Source organism: Blastococcus litoris, from assembly GCF_003075095.1.
Classification (GTDB): domain Bacteria; phylum Actinomycetota; class Actinomycetes; order Mycobacteriales; family Geodermatophilaceae; genus Blastococcus_B; species Blastococcus_B litoris.
In genome coordinates this window covers 107,613-132,252 of record NZ_QCZF01000012.1, presented here as the reverse complement: position 1 = coordinate 132,252, position 24,640 = coordinate 107,613, and the positions used below count along the sequence as shown (strand labels likewise).

Annotated in this window: 19 protein-coding genes; 9 read left to right on the top strand and 10 right to left on the bottom strand. The window is 74.0% G+C overall.

The annotated features are described in order from the left end of the window. Positions 1 to 132, top strand: a 132-nt coding sequence (locus DCS98_RS20830) for an integrase core domain-containing protein (protein ID WP_164704689.1), incomplete at its 5' end; no start/stop codon positions are given. Here the strand turns inward: DCS98_RS20830 and DCS98_RS20825 are convergent. The 5 genes from DCS98_RS20825 to DCS98_RS20805 form a co-directional block, all read right to left on the bottom strand. Next, complete coding sequence (locus DCS98_RS20825) at positions 129 to 875, bottom strand: DNA-3-methyladenine glycosylase family protein (protein WP_241038520.1); 747 nt, start codon at positions 873 to 875, stop codon at positions 129 to 131. The genes DCS98_RS20830 and DCS98_RS20825 overlap by 4 nt on opposite strands. A gap of 226 nt (positions 876 to 1,101) precedes the next feature. Then, positions 1,102 to 1,872, bottom strand: coding sequence for an SDR family NAD(P)-dependent oxidoreductase (locus DCS98_RS20820; RefSeq protein ID WP_116453389.1), 771 nt, complete (start codon positions 1,870 to 1,872; stop codon positions 1,102 to 1,104). 27 nt (positions 1,873 to 1,899) lie between these two features. Next, on the bottom strand, positions 1,900 to 3,000 hold the full coding sequence (locus DCS98_RS20815) for a mannose-1-phosphate guanylyltransferase (RefSeq protein ID WP_116453388.1): 1,101 nt from the start codon (positions 2,998 to 3,000) through the stop codon (positions 1,900 to 1,902). A 19-nt stretch (positions 3,001 to 3,019) separates the two neighbouring features. Further along, complete coding sequence (locus tag DCS98_RS20810) at positions 3,020 to 3,982, bottom strand: glycosyltransferase family 2 protein (protein WP_116453387.1); 963 nt, start codon at positions 3,980 to 3,982, stop codon at positions 3,020 to 3,022. A gap of 36 nt (positions 3,983 to 4,018) precedes the next feature. Then, positions 4,019 to 5,152: a glycosyltransferase family 4 protein gene (locus tag DCS98_RS20805; RefSeq protein WP_116453406.1), complete on the bottom strand. Its 1,134-nt coding sequence runs from the start codon at positions 5,150 to 5,152 to the stop codon at positions 4,019 to 4,021. Positions 5,153 to 5,320: 168 nt separating this feature from the next. Here DCS98_RS20805 and DCS98_RS20800 point away from each other — a divergent pair, with 168 nt between their 5' ends. Together DCS98_RS20800 and rfbA are read left to right on the top strand one after the other, a co-directional pair. Further along, positions 5,321 to 6,838 carry a DUF2142 domain-containing protein gene (locus DCS98_RS20800; protein ID WP_164704688.1) on the top strand — a complete coding sequence of 506 codons (1,518 nt, stop codon included), beginning with the start codon at positions 5,321 to 5,323 and terminating at the stop codon, positions 6,836 to 6,838. Between the two features lie 59 nt (positions 6,839 to 6,897). Beyond that, the gene (gene rfbA, locus DCS98_RS20795; RefSeq protein ID WP_116453385.1) at positions 6,898 to 7,773 is read left to right on the top strand and encodes a glucose-1-phosphate thymidylyltransferase RfbA; all 876 of its coding nucleotides are present in this window, start codon (positions 6,898 to 6,900) and stop codon (positions 7,771 to 7,773) included. Between the two features lie 16 nt (positions 7,774 to 7,789). On the opposite strand, the gene DCS98_RS20790 is transcribed toward rfbA, so the two are convergent. Then, positions 7,790 to 8,902, bottom strand: coding sequence for a glycosyltransferase family 4 protein (locus DCS98_RS20790; RefSeq protein ID WP_116453384.1), 1,113 nt, complete (start codon positions 8,900 to 8,902; stop codon positions 7,790 to 7,792). A gap of 71 nt (positions 8,903 to 8,973) precedes the next feature. Here DCS98_RS20790 and DCS98_RS20785 point away from each other — a divergent pair, with 71 nt between their 5' ends. The 4 genes from DCS98_RS20785 to DCS98_RS20770 all read left to right on the top strand — a co-directional run bounded on the left by DCS98_RS20785 (position 8,974) and on the right by DCS98_RS20770 (position 13,464). Next, positions 8,974 to 9,957: a glycosyltransferase family 2 protein gene (locus DCS98_RS20785; RefSeq protein WP_206340372.1), complete on the top strand. Its 984-nt coding sequence runs from the start codon at positions 8,974 to 8,976 to the stop codon at positions 9,955 to 9,957. A gap of 223 nt (positions 9,958 to 10,180) precedes the next feature. Beyond that, positions 10,181 to 10,993 (top strand): ABC transporter permease, encoded by an 813-nt coding sequence (locus DCS98_RS20780; protein ID WP_116453383.1) that lies wholly within the window; start codon positions 10,181 to 10,183, stop codon positions 10,991 to 10,993. Continuing rightward, on the top strand, positions 10,990 to 12,306 hold the full coding sequence (locus tag DCS98_RS20775; protein WP_206340371.1) for an ABC transporter ATP-binding protein: 1,317 nt from the start codon (positions 10,990 to 10,992) through the stop codon (positions 12,304 to 12,306). Before DCS98_RS20780 ends, DCS98_RS20775 begins: the two co-directional genes overlap by 4 nt. Before the next feature lie 24 nt (positions 12,307 to 12,330). Further along, a complete protein-coding gene (locus tag DCS98_RS20770; protein ID WP_116453382.1) occupies positions 12,331 to 13,464 on the top strand; it encodes a class I SAM-dependent methyltransferase in 1,134 nt (377 codons plus the stop codon). 6 nt (positions 13,465 to 13,470) lie between these two features. Here DCS98_RS20770 and DCS98_RS20765 read toward each other — a convergent pair whose 3' ends face one another. Then, a complete protein-coding gene (locus tag DCS98_RS20765; RefSeq protein WP_116453381.1) occupies positions 13,471 to 14,889 on the bottom strand; it encodes a glycosyltransferase family 4 protein in 1,419 nt (472 codons plus the stop codon). Then, positions 14,862 to 17,999: a rhamnosyltransferase WsaF family glycosyltransferase gene (locus tag DCS98_RS20760; RefSeq protein ID WP_164704687.1), complete on the bottom strand. Its 3,138-nt coding sequence runs from the start codon at positions 17,997 to 17,999 to the stop codon at positions 14,862 to 14,864. Before DCS98_RS20760 ends, DCS98_RS20765 begins: the two co-directional genes overlap by 28 nt. Before the next feature lie 137 nt (positions 18,000 to 18,136). Between DCS98_RS20760 and DCS98_RS20755 the strand changes: the two genes are divergently transcribed. Together DCS98_RS20755 and DCS98_RS20750 are read left to right on the top strand one after the other, a co-directional pair. Next, positions 18,137 to 19,264, top strand: a complete 1,128-nt coding sequence (locus DCS98_RS20755) for a glycosyltransferase family 4 protein (RefSeq protein ID WP_116453379.1) — start codon at positions 18,137 to 18,139, stop codon at positions 19,262 to 19,264. A 198-nt stretch (positions 19,265 to 19,462) separates the two neighbouring features. Next, complete coding sequence (locus tag DCS98_RS20750) at positions 19,463 to 20,926, top strand: glycosyltransferase family 39 protein (RefSeq protein WP_116453378.1); 1,464 nt, start codon at positions 19,463 to 19,465, stop codon at positions 20,924 to 20,926. A 980-nt stretch (positions 20,927 to 21,906) separates the two neighbouring features. Here DCS98_RS20750 and DCS98_RS20740 read toward each other — a convergent pair. Beyond that, positions 21,907 to 24,066: a hypothetical protein gene (locus DCS98_RS20740; RefSeq protein ID WP_116453376.1), complete on the bottom strand. Its 2,160-nt coding sequence runs from the start codon at positions 24,064 to 24,066 to the stop codon at positions 21,907 to 21,909. Then, entirely contained in the window at positions 24,063 to 24,611 is a 549-nt protein-coding gene (locus DCS98_RS20735; RefSeq protein WP_164704686.1) for a hypothetical protein, read from the bottom strand. Before DCS98_RS20735 ends, DCS98_RS20740 begins: the two co-directional genes overlap by 4 nt. Positions 24,612 to 24,640 lie beyond the last annotated feature (29 nt).

Sequence of the window (24,640 nt, the reverse complement as noted above, 5' to 3'; positions counted from 1 at the left end):
CTCACCGAACTCGCCCGCCGCCAGGCCCTACCCGGCTGGCTACACGAGTACAACCATCACCGGCCCCACACCGCGATCGGACGCCGCCCACCGATCACACGGCTGACCAACGTGTCTGGTCAGTACACCTAGATCGACCGGTAGTTCGTCGGCGCGAAGCGCGGGCCGTGACGCGGCCGTCGCGACCCGCCCGCCAGCAGCAGCCGGACCACCCGCTGCCGCTGCCCCCGCCAGGGTTCGAGGAGCTCGAGCATCCCGGCGTCGTCGGTGTTCCTCCGCCCGGTGAGCGCGAAGCCCACGATGTTCTTCAGGTGGTAGTCGCCGACGCTGACCGTGTCGGGGCAGCCCAGCGTCCGCTGGACCACCTCGGCCGCCGTCCACACGCCGATGCCGGGGATCGAGCACAGCCGCTTCTGCAGCGCCGGGGAGTCGCCGGCGAGCTCCGGCTCGAGCCGGGAGGCGACCGACGCCACCGCCCGAAGCGCCCGCCGGCGGGCGCCGTCGAGACCGCAGCGGTGCCATTCCCAGTCGGTGACGTCGAGGACCCGCGCGGCCGACGGCGGCACTCGCATGCCGTCGGGGGCGGGGCCGGGCGCAGGCTCGCCGGCCAGTCGCAGCAGCTCGCGCCACACGCGGTTGGCCTCGACCGTCGTCACCTTCTGCTCCAGGACGGCCGGCACGAGGGCGTCCCAGGTGCGGCCGGTGCGGCACAGCCGCAGCCACGGCGTCCGGCGGTGCAGGTCCACGACCAGCGGGTGCCCGGCGGGGTCGAAGTCGTCGGGGCGGTCCGCCACCCCCAGCCACCCCGGCGCCACGTCCGCGGCCCAGGCGGCGCCGGGTCCCCACGCCGAGATGTGCACCGTCCCGAGCCGCATCGCGATCCGCACGCTGGCCGGCCCGGCCGGCGTGGTCGTCGTCCGCCACAACCCGTCGTCGGCGATCCGGAAGGTCGGGTCGCCGGTTCCCCGACGGTTCGGCGACAGGCTCCGGACGACGTCGAGGGGCCAGTCCGGACGGAACTCGGTCTCCGCGGCGGCGGCCGGCAGCGTGCTGGTCAGGACGTTCCCCCGGGTGGTGCGGTCAGGTGCTCGTGCGCCCCGCTCAGCGCGGCGCCATGCGCAGCGCCCCGTCCATCCGGATCACCTCGCCGTTGAGGTAGCCGTGCTCGACGATGGCGAGCGCCAGCTCGGCGAAGTCCGACGGGCGGCCGAGTCGCTTCGGAAAGGGTATGCCGGACGACAGCGCCGTCCGCGCCTCCTCGGGCAGGCTGCCCAGCAGCGGCGTGTCGACCAGCCCCGGGGCGATGGTGCACACCCGGACGCCCACGCTGGACAGGTCGCGGGCGGCGGGCAGCGTCAGCCCGACGATCCCGCCCTTGGACGCCGCGTAGGCGACCTGGCCGATCTGCCCGTCGTACGCGGCGATCGACGCGGTGTTCACCACGACCCCGCGCTCGCCGTCCTCGCCCGGCTCCGTCCTCGCCATCTCGGCGGCGGCCAGCCGCAGCACGTTGAAGGTGCCGACGAGGTTCACCATGACGGTCCTCGTGAAGGCACCGAGGTCGTGCGGCTCGCCGTCGCGGCCGACGGTGCGCTGCGCCCAGCCGATGCCCGCGCAGTTGATCGCGATGCGCAGGGGGCGGTCCTTGCCGGCCGCCTCGGCGACCGCGGCCTGCACCGACGCCTCGTCGGTGACGTCGGTGCGGACGAAGGTGGTGTCCCCGCCGAGCTCGGTGGCCAGGGCCTGCCCCCGGTCCTCCTGGAGGTCCAGGACGGTGACGGCCACACCCTTCGCGGCCAGGGCACGGGTGGTCGCCTCGCCGAGCCCGGAGGCCCCTCCGGAGACGACGGCTGCGACGTCGAAGCTCTTCATGCCCGCAAAGTAACCCGGCAGTTCCGATCAGCCGAACCGGGTCCCGTACCGCTGCTCGACCGCCCCGAGCAGCTCCTTGACCCGCTCGGCGTCGGAGACGGGGCACACCATGGTCACGTCCGCCGTGTGGACGACGACGCTGTCGCGCACGCCCACCAGGGCGACGAGGTGGTCGGGGTCGTCGCTGAGGACGACGTTCCCGGACCCGTCGAGCACCACCGCCAGGCCGCGGACCGCGTTGCCGGCGCCGTCGGACCCCAGCGTGCGGGCCAGCGCCGGCCACGAGCCGACGTCGAGCCAGTCGACGTCCAGGTCCGCGACCAGCACCCGGCCGGGCTCGGCCGCCGCCGGTTCGAGGACCGCGTAGTCGACGCTGATCTTCGGCAGCGTCGGGAACACCTCGGCGAGGACCCGGTCGCGCTCCGGGCCGGCCGGCGCCGCCACGACACGGGCCAGCCCGTCGGCCGACTGCGGGAGGTGGTCGGCGAGGGCGTCGAGGACGGTCCGCGCCCGCCACACGAACATGCCCGAGTTCCAGAGGTAGTCGCCGCCGGCCAGGTACCGCTCGGCGGTGGCCCGGTCCGGCTTCTCGCGGAACGCGGCGGCCTCGCTCACCCCGGCCACGCCGGTCGGGGCGCCGCGCTGCACGTACCCGAACCCGGTCGCCGGCGCGGTCGGGGTGATGCCGAGGGTGACCAGCGACCGCGGCCGCTCAGCGAGGACGCCGTAGGCCGTCCCGAGGACGGCGGCGAACCGCTCGACGGGCCGGATCACGTGGTCTGCGCTCACCACGGCAAGCTCGGCGTCCGGGTCGACGTCGGCGACCAGGGCGGCCGTGAGCCCGACCGCGTTGGCCGTGTCGCGAGCGACCGGCTCGAGGACCAGCCGGTCGGCGTGCAGGTCCGGCAGCGCGGCCCGGACGGCGTCGCCGTAGCGGGCGGCCGTGCACACCCAGATCTGCTCCGCGGGCAGGAGCACCCGGAGGCGGGCGAAGGCCTCGGCCAGCAGGCTGTGCGCCGTCCCGCCGTCACCCGAGACGATGTCGAGGAGCTGCTTGGGCCGCTCGGCGCGCGACAACGGCCACAGCCGCGTGCCCGACCCGCCGGCCATGATCACAGCGTGGCGCACGTCGGCCTCCTCCCTGGCGTCACTGACCGGCGGACATCGTGCCCGACTCCCCGGTGTCGCGCCGCCACCGCCGCCTCCGGCGCGGCAGGGCGTCGGCCGTCTGCTGGGGCCGCGCGCCGGCACCCACCCGCGCACTGGCGTAGGACACGAGCATGCGGGCGCCCAGGCCCGCGCGGAGGGCCGCCCGCAGCGGCGCCCGGGCGGGCCCGGGATGCCTGCGGGCGAGGTAGCGGAGGGCGCTCGTGTGGTGCACCCGCTGCATGCGGTGCGCGTCACGGCTGGTCGCGTGGCCGCCCTCGTGCTGCACCACGGCCGTGGGCGCGTAGACCTGCAGCCAGCCCCGCTCGCCGAGGCGGGCCCCCAGGTCGACGTCCTCGAAGTACATGAAGTACCCCGGGTCGAAGCCGCCGACGGAGTGGAAGGCCTCGAGGTCGACGAGGAAGCAGGACCCCGACAGCCACCCGGCCGGTCGCTCGCGGGGCGCCTCGCGCTCGCGGCGGTACCGGGCCGTCCACGGGTTGGCCGGCCAGATCCAGCCCAGCAGGGCGTGGCCGATCCCCGTCGACAGGGACGGCAGGTCGCGGGCGGAGGGGTAGAGGACGCCGTCGGGGCTGCGGATCGCGGGCCCCACGGTCGCCGCCCGGGGCCAGCGACCGGCCACGGCCAGCAGCTCGTCGACCGAGCCCGGCTCGAACTCGATGTCGGGGTTGGCCACCAGCGCCCATCCCGACGTCCGGTCGGCGAGGCCGGCGTTGGCCGCGGCGCCGTAACCGACGTTCCCGCCCGTGGGCAGCAGCCGCACGAAGGGGAACTCCGCCACCGCCCGTTCCGGAGCCCCGTCGGTCGACCCGTTGTCCGCGAGGACGACGTCCAGCGGCAGGGTCGTGGCCGCGCGCAGGGAGGAGAGGAACCCGGGCAGCGAGTCCCCCGGGGAGTACGTCACCACGACGACCCGCAGGGGCGGGGACGGCTCCGTGGTCACGGCACCGACCCTACGTTCCCGCGGCCCGCACGCCGGTCAGCGCCCGACGGCTGCGGAGTACGAGCGGAGGTGCTGCTCCGCGCACGCGGTCCACGTGAACTCCGCCGCGCGCTCCACCGCGGCGGCGGACAGCTCGGCGCGGCGCGCGGGATCGGCGAGCAGGCCCCGGAGGGCGGCGGCGATGCCCTCGGCCGTCGGCTCGGCGTACTCCACCGCGTCGCCGCCGACCTCGGGCAGCGCGAGGGCGCGGGTGGTCAGCACGGGGGCGCCGCACGCCATGGCCTCGAGCACCGGGAGCCCGAACCCCTCCGCGGAGCTCGGGTAGGCCACGACCTCGGCGCCGCCGAGGAAGCCCGTCAGCAGGTCGAGCGGCAGGTAGCCGGGGAGGAGCACCTCGAGCTCCGGGGGCACCGCCGCGACGACGGCGTCCACGCTGTCGTCCCAGCCCCGCCCGCCCGCGACGACCAGCGCCGGGGGCGCCTCGGTGCCGGCGACCGCCGACCGCCACCCCTCGACGAGGTGCGGCACGTTCTTGCGCGGCTCGATGGTCCCCAGGAAGGCGACGTACCGCGACGACCGGAGACCGAGGTGGGCCCGGGCCGCGGCGACCTGGTCGGCGTCGGGGACGTGGAAGGTCGCGGGGTCCACCCCGTGGTGGGCGACGTCCACCTGACCGTGCACCCCACCGGTCAGCCGGGCCAGCTCGTCCCGCGTGGCACGGGACGGGACGACGCACCGCGCGGCACGACGCAGCGAGGTCCGCGTCCAGGACCGGAAGAAGACCCGCTTGACCGGCTGGTGCACGTCGGGATGGCTGAAGAACGTGGCGTCGTGCAGGGTCGTGACGACGGGCACCCGGCTGCGCAGCGGCATCGTGTAGTGCGGGCAGTGCAGCACGTCCGCACGCACCTGTTCGGCCAGCCGCGCCAGCCCCACCTGCTCCCAGACCAGGCGCGCGGGGCGGCCGGTGATCCACCCCGGGGCCGCGACCACCTCGGCGGCCGGCGCGAGCCGCCCGTAGTGCTCGACGTCGCGCGGCTGGCAGACCACGACCAGGTCGGCGCCCAGCTGCTCCAGCGCGGGGACGAGCTGGTCGACGTAGCGCCCCACCCCGCCGCGGTCGGCGGGAACCGCGGTGGCATCCAGGAGGGTGCGCGGACCGGCAGCCATGGCTCCCCTTTCCTCGACGGCGGTCTCACGGTACGCAGCGCCGTCGCGGGCGCCCCACGACGCCGCCCTCTAGGCTGGCAGGTCCGGCGCCGAGCCCGCCGGCGCCGCGAACAGGCGGACCCCCCTCGCCCCGCGTCCCGCGGACGGCGACCGATCACGGAGACCTGGGTGACCCTCATCGGCAAGCGCGTCCCGGAGCTGGGGCGCTGGCTGGTCGCGTGGGTGCTGGTCTCCGTCCTCGGTGGCGTCTGGGCGTTCGCCACCCCCTTGTTCGGCTCGCCCGACGAGCCGGCGCACGCCGTCTACGCGGCGGCTGCGGCGCACGGCCAGGTCTGGGCGGAGACGACCGGCGTGCTCACCGAGGTGACGGTGCCCGCCGACTTCGCCACGGCGTCGGCCGTCCCGCCCTGCTTCGCCTTCCACCCCGACGTCGCCGCGGGGTGCGCGCCGGAGTACGGCGGGGAGTCCGGCACCGCGGTCACCCAGACGTCGGCCGGCCGCTATCCCCCCGCCTACTACGTCTACGCGGGCCTCCCGACCTACGTCGCCGACGGTGCGGCCGCGGTCCACCTCATGCGGCTGCTCACCGTGTTCCTCGTCGCGGCCTTCGTGGCCTCGGCGGCCTGCAGCGCGCTGCGCACCTCGCGTCCCGCGCTGGCCCTGACCGGGCTGGGTCTCGCGGTGACGCCCACCGTGCTGTTCTTCGCCGGGACGGTGAACCCGCAGGCGCCGGAGATCGCCGCCGGGATCGGCCTGTGGACCAGCGGCTACGTCCTGCTCCTCCGGCTCCGCGAGGACCCCCGGTCGCCGCTGTCGTGGCGGGACCCGCTGGTCCGGCGGACGCTGCTCGCCGCCGTCGGCCTGACCCTCATCCGGCCCCTGTCGCTGCTGTGGCTGGCCCTGATCGTCGCCGTCCTGCTCGTCGCGCTGGCCGACAAGGCGGTGCTCCGGCGGCTCGTCACCGCGCCCGCGGTCCTGTGGGCCGTCCCGGTCCTGGCGGTCACGGCGGGATCGACCCTCGTCTGGATTCTCTTCCGGAACGCGCTCGCCCAGCAGGACGTCACGATCTACGCGGACATGCCCCTGCAGGAGGCGGTCGTCTTCTCCTTCGAGCGGGTCAACGACCAGCTCACCCAGATGATCGGCATGTTCGGCTGGCTCGACGTCGCGTCGCCGGGCTTCTCCTACGCCGCGTGGACGATCGCGCTCGTGGTCCTCGCCGCCCTGGGGATCCCCCGCGCCACCGGCCGGGAGAAGGTCGCCGTGCTGCTCGTGGCCCTCGCCCTGCTGGTCGTCCCGGGGCTGCTCCAGCTGCAGGCCTACAAGGTGAGCGCGTTCGTCTGGCAGGGGCGGTACAGCATGCCGCTCGCCGTCGGCGTCCCCCTCCTCCTGGGGCTGTTCGCGGCGAGCGCGGCACCGGGGCGGGCACGTGCGACCCGGTGGCTGCTCGCCGGCCTGGCGGCCACCATCGCCTTCGTCCACGTCACCGCCATGGTCTGGGCCCTCAACCGCAACGTGAGCGGGACCGACGAGCTGTTCGCCGCGACACCGGACCAGTGGACGCCGCCGCTCCCGGTCCCCGTGCTGATCGGCACCATGCTCGTGGCGGCGACGGCCGCCGCGGTGCTCGTCGTACGGCTCGACCGGCGCGACGCACCGGCGCCCCTCCTGGCGCGCACGGGCTAGGAGCGGAGGGCCCTCCCGGCCCGGAGGGTGCCGGCGACGTGCGCCGATAGGATGTCCCGATGCGAGGCATCATCCTGGCCGGGGGCAGCGGTACCCGCCTCTTCCCCATCACCAAGGCCATCAGCAAGCAGCTGATGCCCATCTACGACAAGCCGATGGTGTACTACCCGCTGTCGCTGCTGATGAATGCGGGCATCCGCGAGGTCCTGGTGATCACCACCCCCGAGGACCAGAGCGGCTTCCAGCGCCTGCTCGGGGACGGCTCGGACATCGGCATCGAGATCTCCTACGCCGTGCAGCCGCGCCCCGAGGGCCTCGCGCAGGCCTTCGTCATCGGCGCCGACTTCATCGGCGACCAGCCCGTGGCGCTCGTCCTCGGTGACAACATCTTCTACGGCACCGGCCTCGGCGAGAGCCTGCGGGCCAACACCGACCCGGTCGGCGGGCACGTGTTCGCCTACCACGTCGCCAACCCCACCGACTACGGCGTGGTGGAGTTCGACGACGACGGCCGGGTCATCTCCATCGAGGAGAAGCCGGCCCGCCCGAAGAGCTCCTACGCCGTGCCGGGGCTCTACTTCTACGACAACCGCGTCGTGGAGATCGCCGCCGGTGTCCGCCCCAGCGCGCGCGGGGAGCTCGAGATCACCGCGGTGAACGACGAGTACCTGCGCCGGGGGGAGCTGACCGTGACCGTGCTCCCGCGCGGTACCGCCTGGCTCGACACCGGGACGCACGTCTCGATGATGCAGGCGGCCGAGTTCGTCCAGGTCGTCGAGGACCGCCAGGGCTGGAAGATCGGGTGCATCGAGGAGATCGCCTGGCGCCGCGGGTTCATCGACTCCGAGCAGCTGCGCACGCTCGCCGAGCCGCTGCAGAAGAGCGGCTACGGGGAGTACCTGCTGCGGCTGCTCGACGGCCCGCCGTCCCGCTGACCGCCGCCGGGCCCGGTCAGAGAAGCCGGGCGTAGGTCTCCCAGAGCGTGCGGGCGGCGCCCTCCCAGCTGAACGCGCCGGCGCGTGCACGGCCGGCGTCGGCCAGCGAGGCCCGCAGCGACGGGGACCCGAGCACCTCGGCCAGGGCACCCGCCAGGGCGGCGCCGTCCCCCACCGGGACGGTGACGGTCGCCCCGCCGCCGACCTCGGCCAGCGCGGGCGCGTCGGAGCTGACCACCGGCACCCCCGCGGCCATGGCCTCGAGGACCGGCAGCCCGAAGCCCTCGGCGCGACTCGGCGCGGCGAGCACCGCGGCACGACCGAGCACGACGGCGAGGTCGGCGTCGGACAGCCGCCCCAGCAGCCGCACCCGGCCGGTCAGGCCGAGGGCCGCGGCGCGCTCGTGCACGTCGACGCCGCCCCAGCCGGGCTGCCCGGCGACCAGCAGCGGGACATGCGGGGCCCCGGTGCCGGCCATCGCCGCCAGCAGGACGTCGAGACCCTTGCGCGGCTCGATGGTGGCGAGGGTCAGGACGTAGTCGCCCTCGGGGAGGCCCAGCGCGGCCGCTCGCTCCTCGGCATCCGGCGGCGCGTCCAGCGCGCGGCTGACACCCTCCCCCACCACCACGGGCGGCCGGCGCAGGGGCACGTGCCGCGCGAGCTCGTCGGCCACCGCCGACGTCGGCACGACGACGGCGTCGGCCAGCCTCCCCGCCCGCTCGATCACGGCCCGGTGCCAGCGCGCCCCGCGCGGGGTCAGCGTCTCCGGATGGGTCCAGGGGACGGCGTCGTGGACAGTCACCACCAGCGGCCGCCCCCGACGCGGCGGGAACAACGGCGTCGGCGCGTGCACCAGGTCGACGCCGCGCGGGGCCGGGCCGACCCCGTGCTCCCACGCCAGCGTCAGCGCCCGCCGCGGGAGTGCGAGGCGCCGCGGCTCGCCGGCACCCGGAACCCGCGCCGCCGCCACGTCGGCGTGCCAGGCGGACCAGGCGGAGACCCGCGCCCCGGCGGGGGCCTCGGTCACCAGCGCCGACGCCACCTCGAGCGCGTAGCGGCCGGTGCCGCCCGGCACCGGACCGAGGCACTGCTCGACCACGACCCCCACCCGCGGCCCGGACGGGGTCACGCCGCCCCCGGCTCGTCGCGCGGGCACCGTGGGACAGCAACCGTCACGAGGCGTGACGCTACCGTCCACTCGTGCCCGCAGCAGTCCCCGCCGACGACGTGACCGTGGTCGTGGTCACGTGGCAGGGCCGGCACCTCCTCGGGCCGTGCCTGGACAGCCTGCGCGCCCAGACGGCGGCCCACCGGGTGCTCGTCGTCGACAACGCCTCCACCGACGGGACCGCGGAGTTCCTCGCCGCCGAGCACCCCGGGGTCCGGGTGCACGTCCTGGAGCAGAACACCGGGTTCGCCGGGGGCATGGCCCGGGCCCTGGAGGCCGTCGACACCCCCTTCGTGGCGCTCCTCAACAACGACGCCACCGCCGATCCCGGCTGGCTGGCAGCCCTGCTGGAGCACGTGCACCGGCACCCCGAGGCCGCCGCCGTCACCTCCCGCATGCTCCTGGCCGACCGGCCCGGGACGACGAACAACGCCGGCGTGGTGCTGCTGCGCTCCGGGCACGGGGCCGACCGCGGGCTCGGCGCACCCGCCACCGCGTTCCCGGCGGCGGACGAGGTCTTCGGCTTCAGCGGCGGGGCAGCCCTCCTCCGCACCGCGGCGGCGCGGGAGGTGGGCGGGTTCCCGGCGCCCTTCTTCCTCTACTACGAGGACACCGACCTCTCGTGGCGGCTGCGGCTGCGCGGGTGGACCGTCCGCTACGAGCCCGCCGCCGTGGTGCTGCACCAGCACTCGGCGACGGTGGACCAGCAGTCGACGGTGTTCGCCTTCCACAACGAGCGCAACCGGCTGCTGGTGCTGTGCCGCTGCGCGCCCGCGGGCCTCGCCGCCCGCGCCGTCGGCAGGTTCCTCCTGACCACGGGCTCGCTGCTCGCCCGCCGGCTCTCGGGTCGCCCGGTGCCCGACGTGCCCGCCTTCCGGGTCCCCCTGCGCATCCGGGTGCTGGCGTCCTGGGTGCGCCTCCTCCCCTGGGCCCTGCGCAGCCGCCGGGCCATCCTCCGCGGTGCCACCGCAGACCCCGCCGGACTGGTCAGGGAGTGGGCCGGGCGGGACGCCTGACGCCGCCCGGGAACGACCCCGTCCGCGACGCGCGGGTCGGGAGCGACGGACGGGACGGGGGACGGCCGGTGGGCTCCTGGACGGACGGGTCCGCCCCGCCAGCAGTGTTAGCGTGTTCGGCGATGGCAGCCTGGCCTCCGGACGTCACGCCGACGAGGGGCCCTCTCGGCGCCCCGACCGGCGCCGGCCGGTCCTCGTGGAACAGACAGGTGGAGCCCGGAGAATGACGCAGTCCCTGCGGGAAGTGTGGCAGTACCGCGGACTGATCGGGAACTTCGCCCGGCGCGAGATCAAGGGCAAGTACAAGGGCAGCCTGCTCGGGTCCGCGTGGTCGCTGATCAACCCGCTGGCCACCCTGGCCACCTACAGCCTGGTGTTCGGGTTCATCCTCCGGTTCCCCACCCCGGTCGCCGGCAACGGCTCGCTCACCAGCTTCCCGATCTACCTGTTCACCGCTCTCGTCGTCTGGAACTTCTTCCACTCGGTGACGATGAGCTCGATCGGCGCGCTCGTCGGTGCCGGGCCGCTGCTGCGGAAGATCCACTTCCCGCCGTTCGCGCCGGTCCTCGGGTCGGCGATCGCCGTGCTGCAGCAGACCGCCATCGAGTTCGGCCTGCTGTTCGTCGTCTACGTGATCGTGTGGAACATCAGCTGGACGATCCTGCTCGTCCCGGTGCTCCTGCTCCTGCTCAGCGGCTTCGCGCTGGGGCTCGGGATGCTGCTGGCGATCTTCAACGCCTGGTTCCGCGACGTGAACTACATCGTCACCGTGCTGCTCGGGCTGCTGTTCTACGCCTCGCCGATCATCTACCCGATCACGCTGGTCACCGACCTGTACGACGAGCACCCGTGGCTGCGGATCTACGAGTTCAACCCGATCACCGCCTTCGTGGAGGCGTTCCGCGACGTGCTGTGGGACCTGGAGTTCCCGGGCTGGGGCCGGCTGGGCTACCTGGTCCTGGTCAGCGCGATCGTGCTGGCGGTGGGCTGGTCCTTCTTCCAGCGGAAGGCCGCGGACGTGAGCGAGGAGCTGTGACGACCCTGCACCCCGACGAGCGCGACGTGGCGGTCGAGGCGGAGCCGGCCGAGGTGGCCATCTCCGTCCGCGACGTCACGAAGAAGTTCCGCCTGCACAACGACCGCAAGACCAACGTCAAGGAGCTGTTCAGCGCACGCCGCAGGCAGAGCCGGCACGAGGAGTTCTGGGCCCTCAAGGGCGTCTCGCTCGACATCCCGCGCGGCAAGACCTTCGGCCTGGTCGGCCACAACGGATCGGGCAAGTCCACGTTGCTGAAGATGGTCGCCGGCATCCACCGGCCGTCGTCGGGGACCGTGACGGCCAACGGCCGGGTCTCGGCGATGCTCGAGCTCGGCGCCGGTTTCCACCCCGAGATGTCGGGCCGGGACAACATCTACCTGAACGGCTCGATCCTGGGGATGACCCGCAAGCAGATCGACGCCGCGATGGACGACATCATCGACTTCAGCGGGCTGGGCGAGTTCATCGACACCCCGGTGAAGGTCTACTCGTCGGGCATGTACGTGCGCCTGGGCTTCGCGATCGCCGTGAACCTCGAGCCCGAGATCCTCATCATCGACGAGGTCATCGCCGTCGGAGACGAGGCGTTCCAGCGGCGCTGCTTCGACCACCTCTACGAGCTGCGCCGCAAGGGCGTCACGATCGTGCTCGTCACCCACTCGCTCGCCCTGGTCGCCGACCTCTGCGACGAGGCGGCGTGGCTGGACCACGGCGTCCTGCGCAGCGTCGGCCCCGCCCGCGAGATCGTCGACGCCTACCTGACCAGCGTGAACGAGCGCGAGGCGGCGGCCGACGGGAGCCACCAGACCGGCACCGCGGACGGCGACCGCGCGCCCTCCGTGGAGTTCCAGGGGAAGACGCCCCGGCGCGGATCCGGCGAGGTGCGGGTCACCGGACTCCGCTACCTCGACGAGACCGGGTCCGAACGGCCCTTCCTCAGCTCCGGCCGGTCCTGCACCGTGCGCATCTCCTACGAGTCGACCGCCGAGCTGCCCGCCGTCACCTTCGGGCTGGCGTTCGTCCACGAGTCCGGGATCCAGGCAGCCGGCCCCAACTCCGGTTACGGCCCGGCGGCCTTCGCCGTCCCCGCCGGCACGGGCACCGTGGACTTCACGCTCGACTCGCTGCTGCTCCAGCCGGGCGAGTACCTGCTCTCGGTCGCCGCGGTCGACAAGGGGCACATGTACGACTACATCGACCGCGCCTTCGTGCTGAAGGTGCGGGCCGAGGACGTGGTGACCGAGCCCGGGCTCGTGCACCTGCCCGGGCACTGGACGCACCAGCCGACCCCGTCGCCGGCCGAGCGCTGACCCGACCACCGAACGAGGAATCGCATGATCAACGAAGAGGCCCTCAAGGCCATCCTGCTCGCCCTCGCCGAGCGGTCCGACGACGACGTCGAGCGCGCGATCACCAACAGCGACGCCCTCGACGACGACGACCGGAAGCTGATCCGCACGGCGCTGGACAGCGCCGACACGGCGGCCGGCATGGCCCGGGCGCTCGGGGACGCCGTCCGCGCGGCCGGGAACATCGACTACCTCTCGAACGAGTGCTACCGGGCGGCGTTCTACCTCGGGGACGGCATCGCCGACGTGCGCGAGGACCCGCTGTTCGGGTTCTTCTCGTCGAAGCGGACCGGCCGGATCCTCGACAAGTGGATCCACTACTTCCCCGTCTACTCCGAGCACTTCTCCCGCTTCCGCGGCCGCCCGGTGCGCATCCTCGAGATCGGCGTCTACCGCGGTGGCTCGCTCGACATGTGGCGCTGGTACTTCGGGCCCGACGCCGTCATCGTCGGGGCCGACATCGACGAGCGGGCGCGCGAGGTGGCCGCTCCCGACCACGTCGTCGAGATCGGCGACCAGACCGACCCGGAGTTCCTCCGGTCCCTGTCCGAGAAGTACGGCCCGTTCGACATCGTCATCGACGACGGCGGTCACGAGATGCAGCAGCAGATCGTCACCGCGGAGACGCTCTTCCCGCTGATCGCCGACGGCGGCGTGCTCCTCACGGAGGACTGCCACACCTCGTACTGGGAGGGCTACCAGGGAGGCCGCGGCCGGGCGGGCACCTTCATCGAGTGGTGCAAGGAGCGCGCCGACGACGTCAACGGCTACCACCAGGACCGGCCGATCGACCGGACCTGGACCGACACCCTGGCCAGCGTCGCCTTCTACGACTCGATCGTCGTCCTCAAGAAGCAGCAGCGGTTCGCACCCTTCGCCGAGCAGGTCGGCCACGCCGAGTTCCTCCTGCTCCCCCGCCTGTCCGCGCAGTACGTGACCGAGCTGGCCGCTCGTCGCGACGCCGCGGTGGCGGAGCGGGACGAGCTCCGGCGCCAGCAGGCGCTGGACCGGCAGACCATCGCGGAGCTCACCGCGCGGGCGAACGCGACGGCCGCGGAGCAGGTCCGCGGCGTGGCCCGGTCGGCCGCCGACAGGCTCGGCAAGCTCCGCCGGGGCTGACCCGGGTCACCGGCGGCGGAGTGCCCGCCCCCGGTCCAGCAGCCGACGGGCGAGCAGGCCGGCGCCACCCTCGCGCAGCGCCATCCGCACCCGCCGGACCGGCGACCCGCTCACCCGCAGCGACCGGTCCAGCCCCAGCTGCAGACGGCTGACGGGGTCGAGCGCGCGGTCGGCGGCACGGTGCGGTGCGGCGCAGAAGTCGGCGAGCGGTCGCGCCGCCGCCGTCCACGACAGCGAGGCGCCGAGCGCGAGGGACGCCGCTGCCTGCTCCGCCCGCAGCGGCGCGGACAGGGTCAGCGCGACGAGGGCGTCGCGCAGCGCGTCGACATCGCCCTCCGGGACGACGGTCCCGGCGCCCGACCGCGCGACCAGGTCGCCGAGCTCGTCGCCCTCGGTGCTGACGACGGGCAGCCCGCACCACAGGTAGTCGACGACGCGGGTGCGGAACGCGAACTCGGTCTCCAGGTGGCGCCGGTGCGTCGTGACCGCGATGTCCGCGGCGCGCAGCCACCGGTCGCGGTCGTCGTAGGGCACCCAGCCGTCGTGGAAGTGCACCGTGCGGTCCAGGACGCCGAGCTCCGCGGCGACGCGCCGCGCCTCCGCCGCCGAGCTGTCCACGCCGGGGACCGGGTGCCGGGTGCCCAGGAAGACCAGCCGCAGCTGGGGTGCCTCCTGGCCCGCCGCGGCCACGGCCCGCACGAGGGTGACCGGGTCCAGCCACGCGTAGATCCCGCCGCCCCACAGGGCGACGACGTGCTGATCGGTGAGGTCCGGCACCGTCCCGGCGAGCAGGCTGCGGTCCCCGGGGGCGGGGGGCCGGCCCGGCGTCCCGAAGGGGACGACGGCCACCAGGGACGACAGGTCGGCGGCGCCGTCGTAGGTCACGGGGTTGACCCGGCCGAGGGCGGCGAGGTGGCCCAGCCACAGCGCGCGCTGCCGCTCGGACGCGCACAGCACGAAGTCGGCGCGCGCGAGCTGGGTGTTCAGCGACGTCACGCAGTCGCGGACGACCGCCCACCGGACCGGCTCCGCGAGGTCCCGGGTCCGTTCCAGCTGCTCGAGGTGGAACGGGTCGTAGACGTCGACGACGACCGGCACGTCCGACTCGACCAGCCACGGGTGCAGCCCCAGCACGTCGCCCTGCACGACGACCGAGCCGGACGCCGCCACGAGCGCGGCGAGCTCGGCGCGCCCCGGCGCCGCGACCAGCCGCACGGCCGGGTCCTCGATCTCGGCACCGGCCAGCGAGGCCACGGTGACCGGCCCGGTGCGCTCGTCCGCCGCGAGCGCGCGCGCCAGCTCGAGCGTGCGGATCGCGGGACCCGCCATGCGCCCGGCCAGCGCCTCGGCCGTGACGAAGAGGACCGCGGGCGCCGCCGGGCCGGCGGAGGACGTGGTCAGGCGCCTCTCCCCTCCGGGTCGCACAGGTAGCCGTAGATGCCGCTGAGGGCCTTGTCCCAGTCCGAGTGCCGCGCGGCGATGTCCTGCAGGCCGCGGGTCGAGAGCCGCTCGCGCAGCTGCTGGTCGCGGCACAGGCGCTCGAGCTGGTCGGCGAGGTGGTCGGCGGTCCGCTTCGACAGCAGGCAGTTCTCCTCGTCCTCGAGGATCCAGTGCCCCCACGGGTTGTCGAAGGCCACGACCGGCACCCCGCAGGCCATCAGCTCGAGCGGCAGGTAGGACGGGTGCTTGGACACCGTCAGCGCCAGACCGACGTCGCTGTTCCGGTAGAGGTCGCCGGTCGCCCGGTAGGCCAGCAGCCCCAGCGGCTTGATGTCCTCGTCGGCGCCCTGCCCGGTCGCCCAGGCACCCGCGGTGACGATGCGGACGCCGTCGCCCATGCGGCGCTTGAGCTCCTCCAGGGCGAGCGACGCCATCTCCCAGCAGTTGCGCCAGTGGCCGGGCCGCGCGTAGACGAAGACCGTCACCGGGGAGCCGGGCGTGCGCTGGTGCCGCCAGCGGGCGTGGAAGACGGAGTCGGCCACGGCCGGCGCGAAGCTCATGCCCTTGCCGCCGTAGTCCCCGGCGTAGATCTGCCGCAGGTTGTCGGTGTTGCAGAGGCCGTACAGCCCGAGCTTGTAGGTCTCCTCGGCGAGGGCGTACAGGGTGCTGGCCGGGTAGAACATCGGCTCGAAGTCCTGGATGAGGTAGAACTTCCGCTTCATCCCGGGAGCCTTGGCCAGGGCGAAGGCCGTGACCCACAGCGTGGCGATGCCCGCGTCGGCCTCCGGCACGACCGACAGGCCCTCGGCGGAGCCGTCGTAGAAGACGATCTGGGAGTCGGCCAGCGACGGGAACGCGGCCGCCAGCGCCGAGCGGACGAAGTAGTCCGGCGGGCTGCCCCACACGACGAAGCGGTTCTCGACGCCGTGGTTGCGCGCCAGCTCGTCGGCGATGCGCAGGGCGGAGTTGATGCCGCCGTAGAACGGGCTGTCGATGTCCGGGATGAACCAGTTCACCGTGCGGATCTCGAAGGGCTCGGCGTTCTCCGCGTGCAGCGCGTCGACGGCCGCCACGTCGCTGGGCAGCGCCCGGCACATGTCGGCGAGCATCCGCGACTCGGCGGCGTCGCTGCGCTGGCGGAACGCCGTGAAGTCGCGACCGAGCGGGTCCTTGAGGCGGTCCTGCGGCGTCGGCTCGTACTTCCCCTTGAGCACGGGCTCGCGGCTGCCGAGGGACAGGTTCGGGTTGAAGTACGGGTCGCCGCCGAACAGCCAGGTGTTGTACCGCCAGTAGCTGGCGAAGAAGTCCTCGGTGGGAACCGTGCTGCCCCGCGTCGCGGACTCGAGGTGCCGGATCCCGGCGAACGGCGAGCAGATGTTGCGCTTGCCGTCCAGGGTGAGGTCCAGGCCGAGCGCGACGTCGGACCCGCAGAGGATGAACCGCTCGTCGAACCCGCCGACCTGCTCGAACAGCTCCCGGGTCACGGCGCAGCAGGCACCGGTCACGGCCAGCACGTTCCGGTACCAGTCCGAGGAGCCGAAGATCGAGTCGCTGCCGGGAGCCATGCCCTCGAACACGTGGTCGGCGAAGCCACCCATGCCGAGGACGACGCCGGCGTGCTGGATCATCCCGTCGGGGCCGGTGAGCTGCAGGCCGGCCACCCCGATCTCGGGCTGCACGGCCCAGCCCACGAGCTCCGTGAGCCACTCCGGGTCGAGCACCTCGGTGTCGTCGTTGAGGAACACCAGCACGTCGCCGCTGGCCTTCCGGGCGGCGGCGTTGTTGACGGCGGAGTAGTTGAACGGCTGCTCGTGCCACCAGAGCACGTCGAGCGGGTAGCCGAGCCCGCGGGTGGCGTACCACTCCTCGTTCTCCGGGCTCTGGCCGCCGTTGTCGACGATGACCACCTCGAAGTCGGGGTAGTCGGTCCGCTCGAGCGACGGCAGGCAGGTGGAGAGCATCGACCGGTTGTGCCGGGTGGGGATCACGATGCTGACCGACGGCCACGACTCCGGGGTCCAGCGCAGCCGGACCCGGCCGTCGCCGGCGGACTCCGCGCGTGCCGCGACGCCGGTCCGCTCGAGGTGCTGCTGGACGACGTGCACAGCGTCGGCCGGGGGCACGGCCGTCCGCGCCGGGACGCTGCTGAGGACCCTGGTCACGCGGGTGACCCGCTCCGCCTCGCAGTCCGACCGGAGCAGCAGGTCCCAGTGGAGCGCGCCGCCGGCCTCGTGGCGCAGACCCCCCGCGGCCAGGTAGCGGGCCCGGCGGATCGCGAACGCCCGGCCGACGTAGTCGGTGCCGAGCAGGAGCTCCGGCGACCAGGACGGCCGGAAGAGCGGATCGGTGGGGCGGCTCCCCGCCCAGACGTCGTCGTCCCAGGTGATGATGTCGACGAGCGGGTCCCGGTGCGCGGCCAGCGCCACCTGGTAGAGGCAGTCCGGGCGCAGGCGGTCGCCGGCCTGCAGCAGGACGACGAGGCCGCCCTCCCCGTGGGCGACGTGGGTGTTGGCGGCCTCGACCGGGTCCCCCTCGGCCTGGACGACCTGGCCGGCGACCTTCGGCTCGGCCGCGTGGCCGAGGCCGGGCTCGCACACCACCGCCGTCCAGTGCCCCCAGGACTGCTCGCGCAGCGACGCGAGGGTCCGCTGCGCGTCCCCCTCGCCCGGCAGGACGACGACCTGGACCGACACGGGGTGCGGCGCGCGACGGGAGTAGTCCCGCTGGGCGTCCAGCTGCTCGCGGGTGACCTCGTGGTCGCGCAGCCAGGAGCGGTAGGACGGGGCCGACGGCTCCGCCACCCCCGGGATCGCCCAGTGCGACCGGATCCGGCCCGCGGTCTCCCGCACGTCCCGGTAGGTCTGCAGCCCGGCCCTGGCCACGGCCCGCTGACGGCTTCCCTCGGGAAGCCGGTCGCGGACGGCGTCGCGGACCCGGGCCTTGATCGGGGGCCGGGGGGAGGCCGGCGCCGGCGGCGCGCTGTCGGCGATCGGGTCCTGCGCGACGGCCGGCGCCTCCACCTGGCCCGTCCCCTCGTCCGGACCCGACGAGGCGGACTCCGTAGGCTGGGGACGGCCTTCGGTGGGCGAGGTCACGATCAACGACTCCTGAGGTGTCGGCGCATGAGCGGTCCGCAGAGCAGGCGCGCGCGTGTCGCGAGCCCGTCCGCTGCTCCGCCCAACCTACCTCTCGCGGGGCGTGCGCCCCTGCTGGCCCACGGGCTGGACCGGCCGTGCGGGTAGCCCTGGACGCGACCCCGCTGCTCGGTCCGCGCACCGGCGTGGGCCGCTACGTCGCCGGGCTCGCCCGGGCGCTCGGGGCCCTGCCCGACGGCGAGCGGCCCGACGACCTGCGCGCCGTCGCCTTCACCGCGCGGGGACGTCGCTCCCTGCCCGGCGAGCTGCCACCCGGGTTCCGCGCGGTCGGGCCACCGGCTCCCGCCCGGGCGCTGCACCGCGTCTGGAGCCGGTGGGAGCTCCCGCCGGTGACCGCGTTCAGCGGGCGGGTGGACGTCTTCCACGCGACGAACTTCGTCCTGCCGCCCCCGGGCGCCGCGGCCGGTGTCGTCACCGTCCACGACCTGTCCTTCCTGCGCACCCCTGCGACCGTCACGCCGGCGGCACGGGCCTACCGGCACCTCGTGCCGCGCAGCGTCGAGCGGGCGAGGACCGTCCTGACCCCCAGCGCAGCGGTCGCGGAGGAGCTGGTCGACACCTACCGCCTGCCGGCCGACCGCGTGCGGGTCACGCCGCTCGGTGTGGACGAGGACTGGTTCGCGACGCCGGCACCCGACCCGGCGCTCCGGCGGGCGCTCGGCCTGCCGGAGCGCTACTTCCTCTTCGCCGGGAACCTGGAGCCGCGCAAGAACCTGCCCGTCCTCCTGGCGGCCTACCGCGCCGTCCTGGCGAGCGAGCCGGACGCGCCCGCCCTGGTCCTGGTCGGACCGCCCGGGTGGGGCCCGGCCCTCGACCGCGGCGGCATCCCCGACGACCGGCTGGTGTTCCTCGGCTACCGCCCGGACGCCGAGCTGCGCGCCGCGGTGGCCGGGGCCGTCGCGCTGGTCTACCCCTCGTCCTACGAGGGGTTCGGCCTCCCACCGCTCGAGGCCTTCGCCTGCGGCGTGCCGGTGATCGCGTCGGACCTGCCCGTGGTGGAGGAGGTCCTCGGTCCCGACCGCGCGCTGTCCACGCGGGTGCCGGTCGGCGACGTCGATGCGCTCACCGCCGCGCTGCTCTCCGCATCCGCGACAGGTGGTGCGGATGGGGCTGGAGTAGCCCGGCGGGAACGCGCACGGGCTTTCACCTGGGAAAACACGGCGATGATTACGCTCCGCGCCTATACGGATGCAGAACGGTGCTAACTTTGTGACGGACCGGTGCACAGCACCGCCTCGACACTCCTCCTCCCTCGTCCGACCGGCCTGAGCACCACGCGGGCGGCCCTGGGCGGAGCTGCGTCGATGCACAGGTCGGTCGCCACGCAGTCGCGCGGATGACCGGGGGCGCGACGCCGGCACGGGCGTCGCGAGTCATCCACGCACCGCGAAAGGGTCGCGACCATGACCAGCACGATCTCCCGGACCCCGGACGACCTGGACCCCGGTACCGACGGTGTCGGTGTCGTCGCGATCCCGGCGCCCCGCAGCGGCGGGCCGCGGACCGACGAGACCCCCGCCGACGTCCGCCGCCCCGCCCACCGGACCGGGCTGCGCCGGCTGCTGTCGCCCTCGGTGCTGGCGCTGATCATCGTCACCGCCCTCAGCGCGGGCCTCGTCGCGCTGCACATCCAGGCCTACCAGCAGCTCTCCGTCTACGACGAGCCGCACCACGTCGACTTCGTGAACCACCTGCTCCAGGGCACCGTGCCGAAGTCGGGTGACGTCTGGCTCGCCCCGACGATCGACTCCGTCGCCTGCCGCACCATCGACTACCCGATGTCGGCCTACCCGCCCTGCGGCGGGCCGGCGACCCAGGAGGTCCTGCCCAACTCGGGGCTGATGACCGCCTTCATCCACTCGCCGCTGTACTACACCGGCCCCGCCGCCGCCGTCTGGATCGCCGACCAGCTGTCCATCGACGTCGACTCGGTCAGCGTCATGCGGGCGACCGGGGCGCTGTGGCTCGCCGTCGCCCTCGGGTTCATGTGGCTGCTCTGGCGCGAGCTGTCCGTGCCGTGGGCGGCCCGGGCCGGGCTGGCGCTGCTGCTCGTCGCCTCGCCGGTCGTGCTCATGGCCAACGCCACCGTCACCAACGACGCGACCGGGCTCGCCGCGGGGGCCGCCGTCACGCTGCTCGCGTTCCGCTGGGACGCCCGCCGGGCATCCACCTGGCTGGCGCTCACCGTCGCGGTCGTCGCCCTGCTGCTCAAGACCACCACGCTGCTCGTGCTGATCATGGCGTCGGTCTTCGTGCTCGTCCGCTGCCTGCAGCGCGCCGACCTCACCACCAGGCCGTGGTGGCAGGCGTTCAGCCGCCGCAGCATCGTCCTGGTCGGCGGCTTCGCCGTCGCCTCGGCGGTCGTCGGCCTGGGCTGGTCGATGTTCGAGAACGCCCGCGCCACCCTCGACCCGCGGGCGATCCCGCAGGTGATCGTGCAGTCCCAGACGGAGTTCGACCCGAGCTGGCTGCCGGGCTCCCTGCTCAAGGTGGTCACCCCGCTGGAGCCGCAGTTCCTGCAGTCGGCGCTCCAGGGGACCATCGGCTCGGGTGTCGGGGCACTGATCAACGTGGCCGTGCTCGCCCTCGCGATCGTCGGTGCGGTGCGCTCGGCCCCGGGCAGCTCGGTCCGTGCGCTGGCCATCGCGACCGCCGTCGCCGCGCTCGCCTTCCCGCCCATCCTGACGCTGATGAACTACCAGTCGCTCGGCATCCAGTTCAGCATCCCCGCGCGCTACGGGCTCACCCTCGTCCCGGCGATGCTGGCCATCGGTGGGACCGTCCTGCGCTCCCGGGCGATGCAGATCGCGGTCGTGGCCGTCGGCGTCCTGATGTACGCGGCGATCGCCGTCCGCCTGCTGGGCTGACCTCCCGACATCCCCGAGCGGATGCCGAGCACCACCTCCGTCCGGCCGAGGCCGGCGGCGCGTCCTCCGACCGCCGCCGGCCTCCGTCGTCCTCCGGGTCGAACCCCTCGGCCTGCGCGTTGCCACGTCCGGCGCTGAACGCCGTCGAGGCGCCCGGTCCTGATGACGCCCGTGGAGTGGTCCCGTTCCGTCGGAGACATCGACTGGTCGGAGCTGGACGACGCGTACGGCTCGACGGTCCAGGTGCCCGAGGCACCTACGAGCGCTCGTTGCCCCTGGACGAACGACCCGGCGTGCCGCGCTCACGGTGCTGTGGGGCACGGTGTGGCACCAGGGCCACCGTCTACGGCTGCACCCCTGTCGCCGTGCCGTTCCTGGCCGACATCGCCGCGTCCCCTGATGTGGATGACGCATCGCGCGCCGAGGTCGCCGCTCTCCTCGCGTCCATCGCGTCGGCGGACTCGTCCGTGCTCCCTGGACAGCGAGGGATCTCGCGGCCCCGCTGGTGGCCGGCCGTCCGACCGCCCCCCGGTGCACCGCCGGGTCGGACCTCGCAGAAGAGTGCCGCCTCGCTCTCGCCCGCGAACTCGATCAGCTGACCGCGGTCTTCGTCGACGCACCCCGCGCGGTACGGGCAGGCTTCCTGACGGTGTTCGCCACCGTCGCCGAGGAACTGCCCAGGGCGGTCCTCGTCGCGCTCGCAGAGCTGGAGCGCGATCGGGGTCCTCGGCCGCCCAGCTCGTCCGCGCCCTCGCCGCCGGCCACGAGCTCCCACCGGCGCGACCGGCCCAGCTGACTGCCTGCGCCCCGGACGTCGGGGACTTCCTCGGCGACATCACGCAGTGGCCCACCCGGGTCCAGAGATGGTGGAACTGGCACGCGAGCTGTGCTGCGACGCCATCTCCGGCAACCGGGCCCCGGAACGACTCCGGGGCGCGGCGCCTCTCGGCACCGCGCCCCGGAGGCGTCGTCCCCAGTGGTCAGCCGACGGTGCGGCAGCCCATCAGGGGGTTGGTCGTGCCGAGGCCGACGTTGATCGAGTAGACGCACACCTGGTGCCGGCCCGGCCCGACCACGACACCCGTGGTGAACCCGTGGTTGGCCCCCGCGGCCGGGAAGGCCGCCCCCACGTCGGGCCGGGAGTCGGTTGCCCGCACCTCGGTCCGCCAGATCCCGTCGACGTACACGTGGAGCATGACGCCGGAGGTCTGGACGTCGGGATCGATGACCCAGCCGCCGAGCGTGGCGGTCGTGCCGTCGGACGCCGCCCACTCGAGGTTGCCGAACGGGTTCCAGGCGGCCGGGTCCACGGTGACGGTCCGGCACCCGAGCGACGGGTTCATCGATCCGTACCCGCTGTTGATCAGGTAGAGGCACACCTGGTGCGTGCCGCCCGGCAGGTCGATCGGGATCTGGAAGCCGTGCTGGTCACCGAAACCAGGGAAGGCCGCCCCGACGTCCGGCCGGTAGGTGCCGGCCTCGTAGGCGCCGCCCCACCTGCCGTCGACGTAGGCGTGGATGGCCGTCGCCGTCGTGGGGGTGTCGGCGTCGAGCGCCCAGCCGGTCAGCGTCACCGTGCGGCCGCTGAGGCCCGCCCAGTCGATGCTGCCCAGCGGGTTCCAGCTGCTCGCGTCCACGGTCGCCGTCAGGCAGCCGACCTGCGGGTTGGTCGTGCCCTCCCCCTGGTTGATGGCGTAGGCGCACACCTGGTAGCTGCCCGGTCCGCCGAGGTCCAGCGACCAGTTCCAGCCGTGCACGCCGCCGGCTGCGGGGAACGCGGCCGCGATGTCCGGGCGCCACGCGTCGGCGGTCAGGGCGGTCCCCCACTGGCCGTTGACGTAGAGGTGCACGGCCACCGGGGAGCCGAGGGCGTCGGGGTCGAACGTCCAGCCGCCCACGGTGAGGGTGCGCCCGGAGACCTTGAGGACGTCCATGTTGCCGACCGGGTTCGGCGGCGGGCCCACGTTGATCGTCTGGCAGCCCAGCAGGGTGTTCGTGTAGCCGGCCCCGACGTTGATCGCGTAGGCGCAGATGGTGTGCACCCCCTCCGGCGCCTGGAAGGTGCCGAGGTAGCCGTGCGCCGCACCTGCCGTGGGGAACGCGGCACCGATGTCGGGGCGCCACTGGTCCGCGGTCAGGGCACCGGCGAAGACCCCGTCGGTGTAGAAGTGGACGCCCAGCGGGGTGGTGAGCGCGTTCGGGTCGAAGGTCCAGCCGCCGACCGTGACCTTGCCGGGGCCGCCGACGGCGCTGTCCAGCGTTCCGCCCGGGGCGTCGACGTCGCGGCCCAGGGTCTGGGTGCTGCCGAACCAGTCGGTGAAGTAGTTCCAGAAGTTCCGGTTGCCGTAGGAGGAGCAGCCGTCGCTGGCGGCGCCGTAGCCGGCCGCGAGAGCGGCCGCGTTCGGCTGGTACGGCGTGTAGTTGTAGAGGCTCGCCGTGGCCTGGTTCTCGATGTAGACGACCGAGCTGCCGCAGGCGGAGTTGGGGTGCCAGCGCACGTAGTTGTTCATCCGCGGCGCGTGGCCGTAGCCCGTGGGGTTGGCGGCGTAGCGCTGGAACTGCTTCGCGGCCGTGTAGAGCTGGTTGAACAGCCCGTTGTAGGTGCTGTCGCAGGTGCCGCCGGTGGTGTCCGGGCAGCCGTAGCCCATGGCCCGCGTGTAGGACTTCGCCGTCGGGGACGACGTGGTGACCAGGCCCATCTCCTTCTGCAGCGTCACCAGGAGCACGCGCGGGTTGATCCCGCAGGCCACGCCGACCTTGGCGATGATCGTCGCCGCGGACTCGCCCCCGGAGCCGTCGTACTGGCGCGTGCAGAAGCGGTCCGCCGCACGGGTGGGGGTCGCGATCACGTAGTCCTTGAGGCACGCCGTCCCGTCGGCCGCCGGCCGGCAGGACGCGCCCTTGGCGTTCAGGAAGGACTGGATCTGCCCGACGCTCATCGAGGCGCTGTCGTAGAAGACGGCGTCGCTGATGATGTTCCCGGCCCGGAACATGGACGTGTCCGCGGCGACCTCGAGCTCCGGCGTCCCGAGGCTCGTCCCGTCGGGGGCGGGCGCGACGGGCGAGACGAGACCGGTCAGGACGCAAACCAGCGCCAGCAGACCCCCGACCAGCACACGGGACAGGTGGACGCGGCTCATCGGGCGACCTCGATGGTGACGGGGTCGGACGAGCCGACGTGCTGCGGGGACTCGTAGGACAGGACGGCTTCCCAGGCGCCGTTCCCGAGCTGCGAACCCGGGACGACGACGGCGCCGCAGGCGGTCGACGCGGCGTCCGGTCGCGCGGTGGAGGTGCCGGTCACGGTCTGGCCCCCGAGGCGGAGGGTGAGGGTGCACGTGCCGCCGTCCTCGACGACCCCGGCGACGTAACCGCCGGCCTGGGCCTGCTGCGTCACCGGGTCCCAGCCGTAGAAGGTGATGCTGACCGGCGACTCCCGGGTCGTGACGACCACCGGGTCGTCGGTCGCCAGGGTCTGACCCGACATCGGGTCCGGCGTCAGCACGCTGGCGGCCCCACCGGCCGCGTCGCTGGGCACGCTGGGCATCGGAGCCGCGCTGGTCGATGCCGCGGCCGGATCACCGTTCTCCGTCCCGCCGTCGCCGGTCACCTGCCAGGCCACGACCGCAGCGACCGCGGCTGCGGCCGTCCCGGCGAGCAGCAGGCCTGCCCTTCTCGTCAACACGTCAGTGCCCTTCGTTGCCGATCGATGGT

What these genes read in the sequence shown, in the direction of transcription:
- DCS98_RS20825 (WP_241038520.1), bottom strand. Translation starts at nt 875, where the DNA reads ATGCGGCTCGGGACGGTGCACATCTCGGCGTGGGGACCCGGCGCCGCC.
- DCS98_RS20820 (WP_116453389.1), bottom strand. Translation starts at nt 1,872, where the DNA reads ATGAAGAGCTTCGACGTCGCAGCCGTCGTCTCCGGAGGGGCCTCCGGG.
- DCS98_RS20805 (WP_116453406.1), bottom strand. Translation starts at nt 5,152, where the DNA reads ATGGCTGCCGGTCCGCGCACCCTCCTGGATGCCACCGCGGTTCCCGCC.
- rfbA (WP_116453385.1), top strand. Translation starts at nt 6,898, where the DNA reads ATGCGAGGCATCATCCTGGCCGGGGGCAGCGGTACCCGCCTCTTCCCC.
- DCS98_RS20780 (WP_116453383.1), top strand. Translation starts at nt 10,181, where the DNA reads ATGACGCAGTCCCTGCGGGAAGTGTGGCAGTACCGCGGACTGATCGGG.
- DCS98_RS20770 (WP_116453382.1), top strand. Translation starts at nt 12,331, where the DNA reads ATGATCAACGAAGAGGCCCTCAAGGCCATCCTGCTCGCCCTCGCCGAG.
- DCS98_RS20750 (WP_116453378.1), top strand. Translation starts at nt 19,463, where the DNA reads ATGACCAGCACGATCTCCCGGACCCCGGACGACCTGGACCCCGGTACC.
- DCS98_RS20740 (WP_116453376.1), bottom strand. Translation starts at nt 24,066, where the DNA reads ATGAGCCGCGTCCACCTGTCCCGTGTGCTGGTCGGGGGTCTGCTGGCG.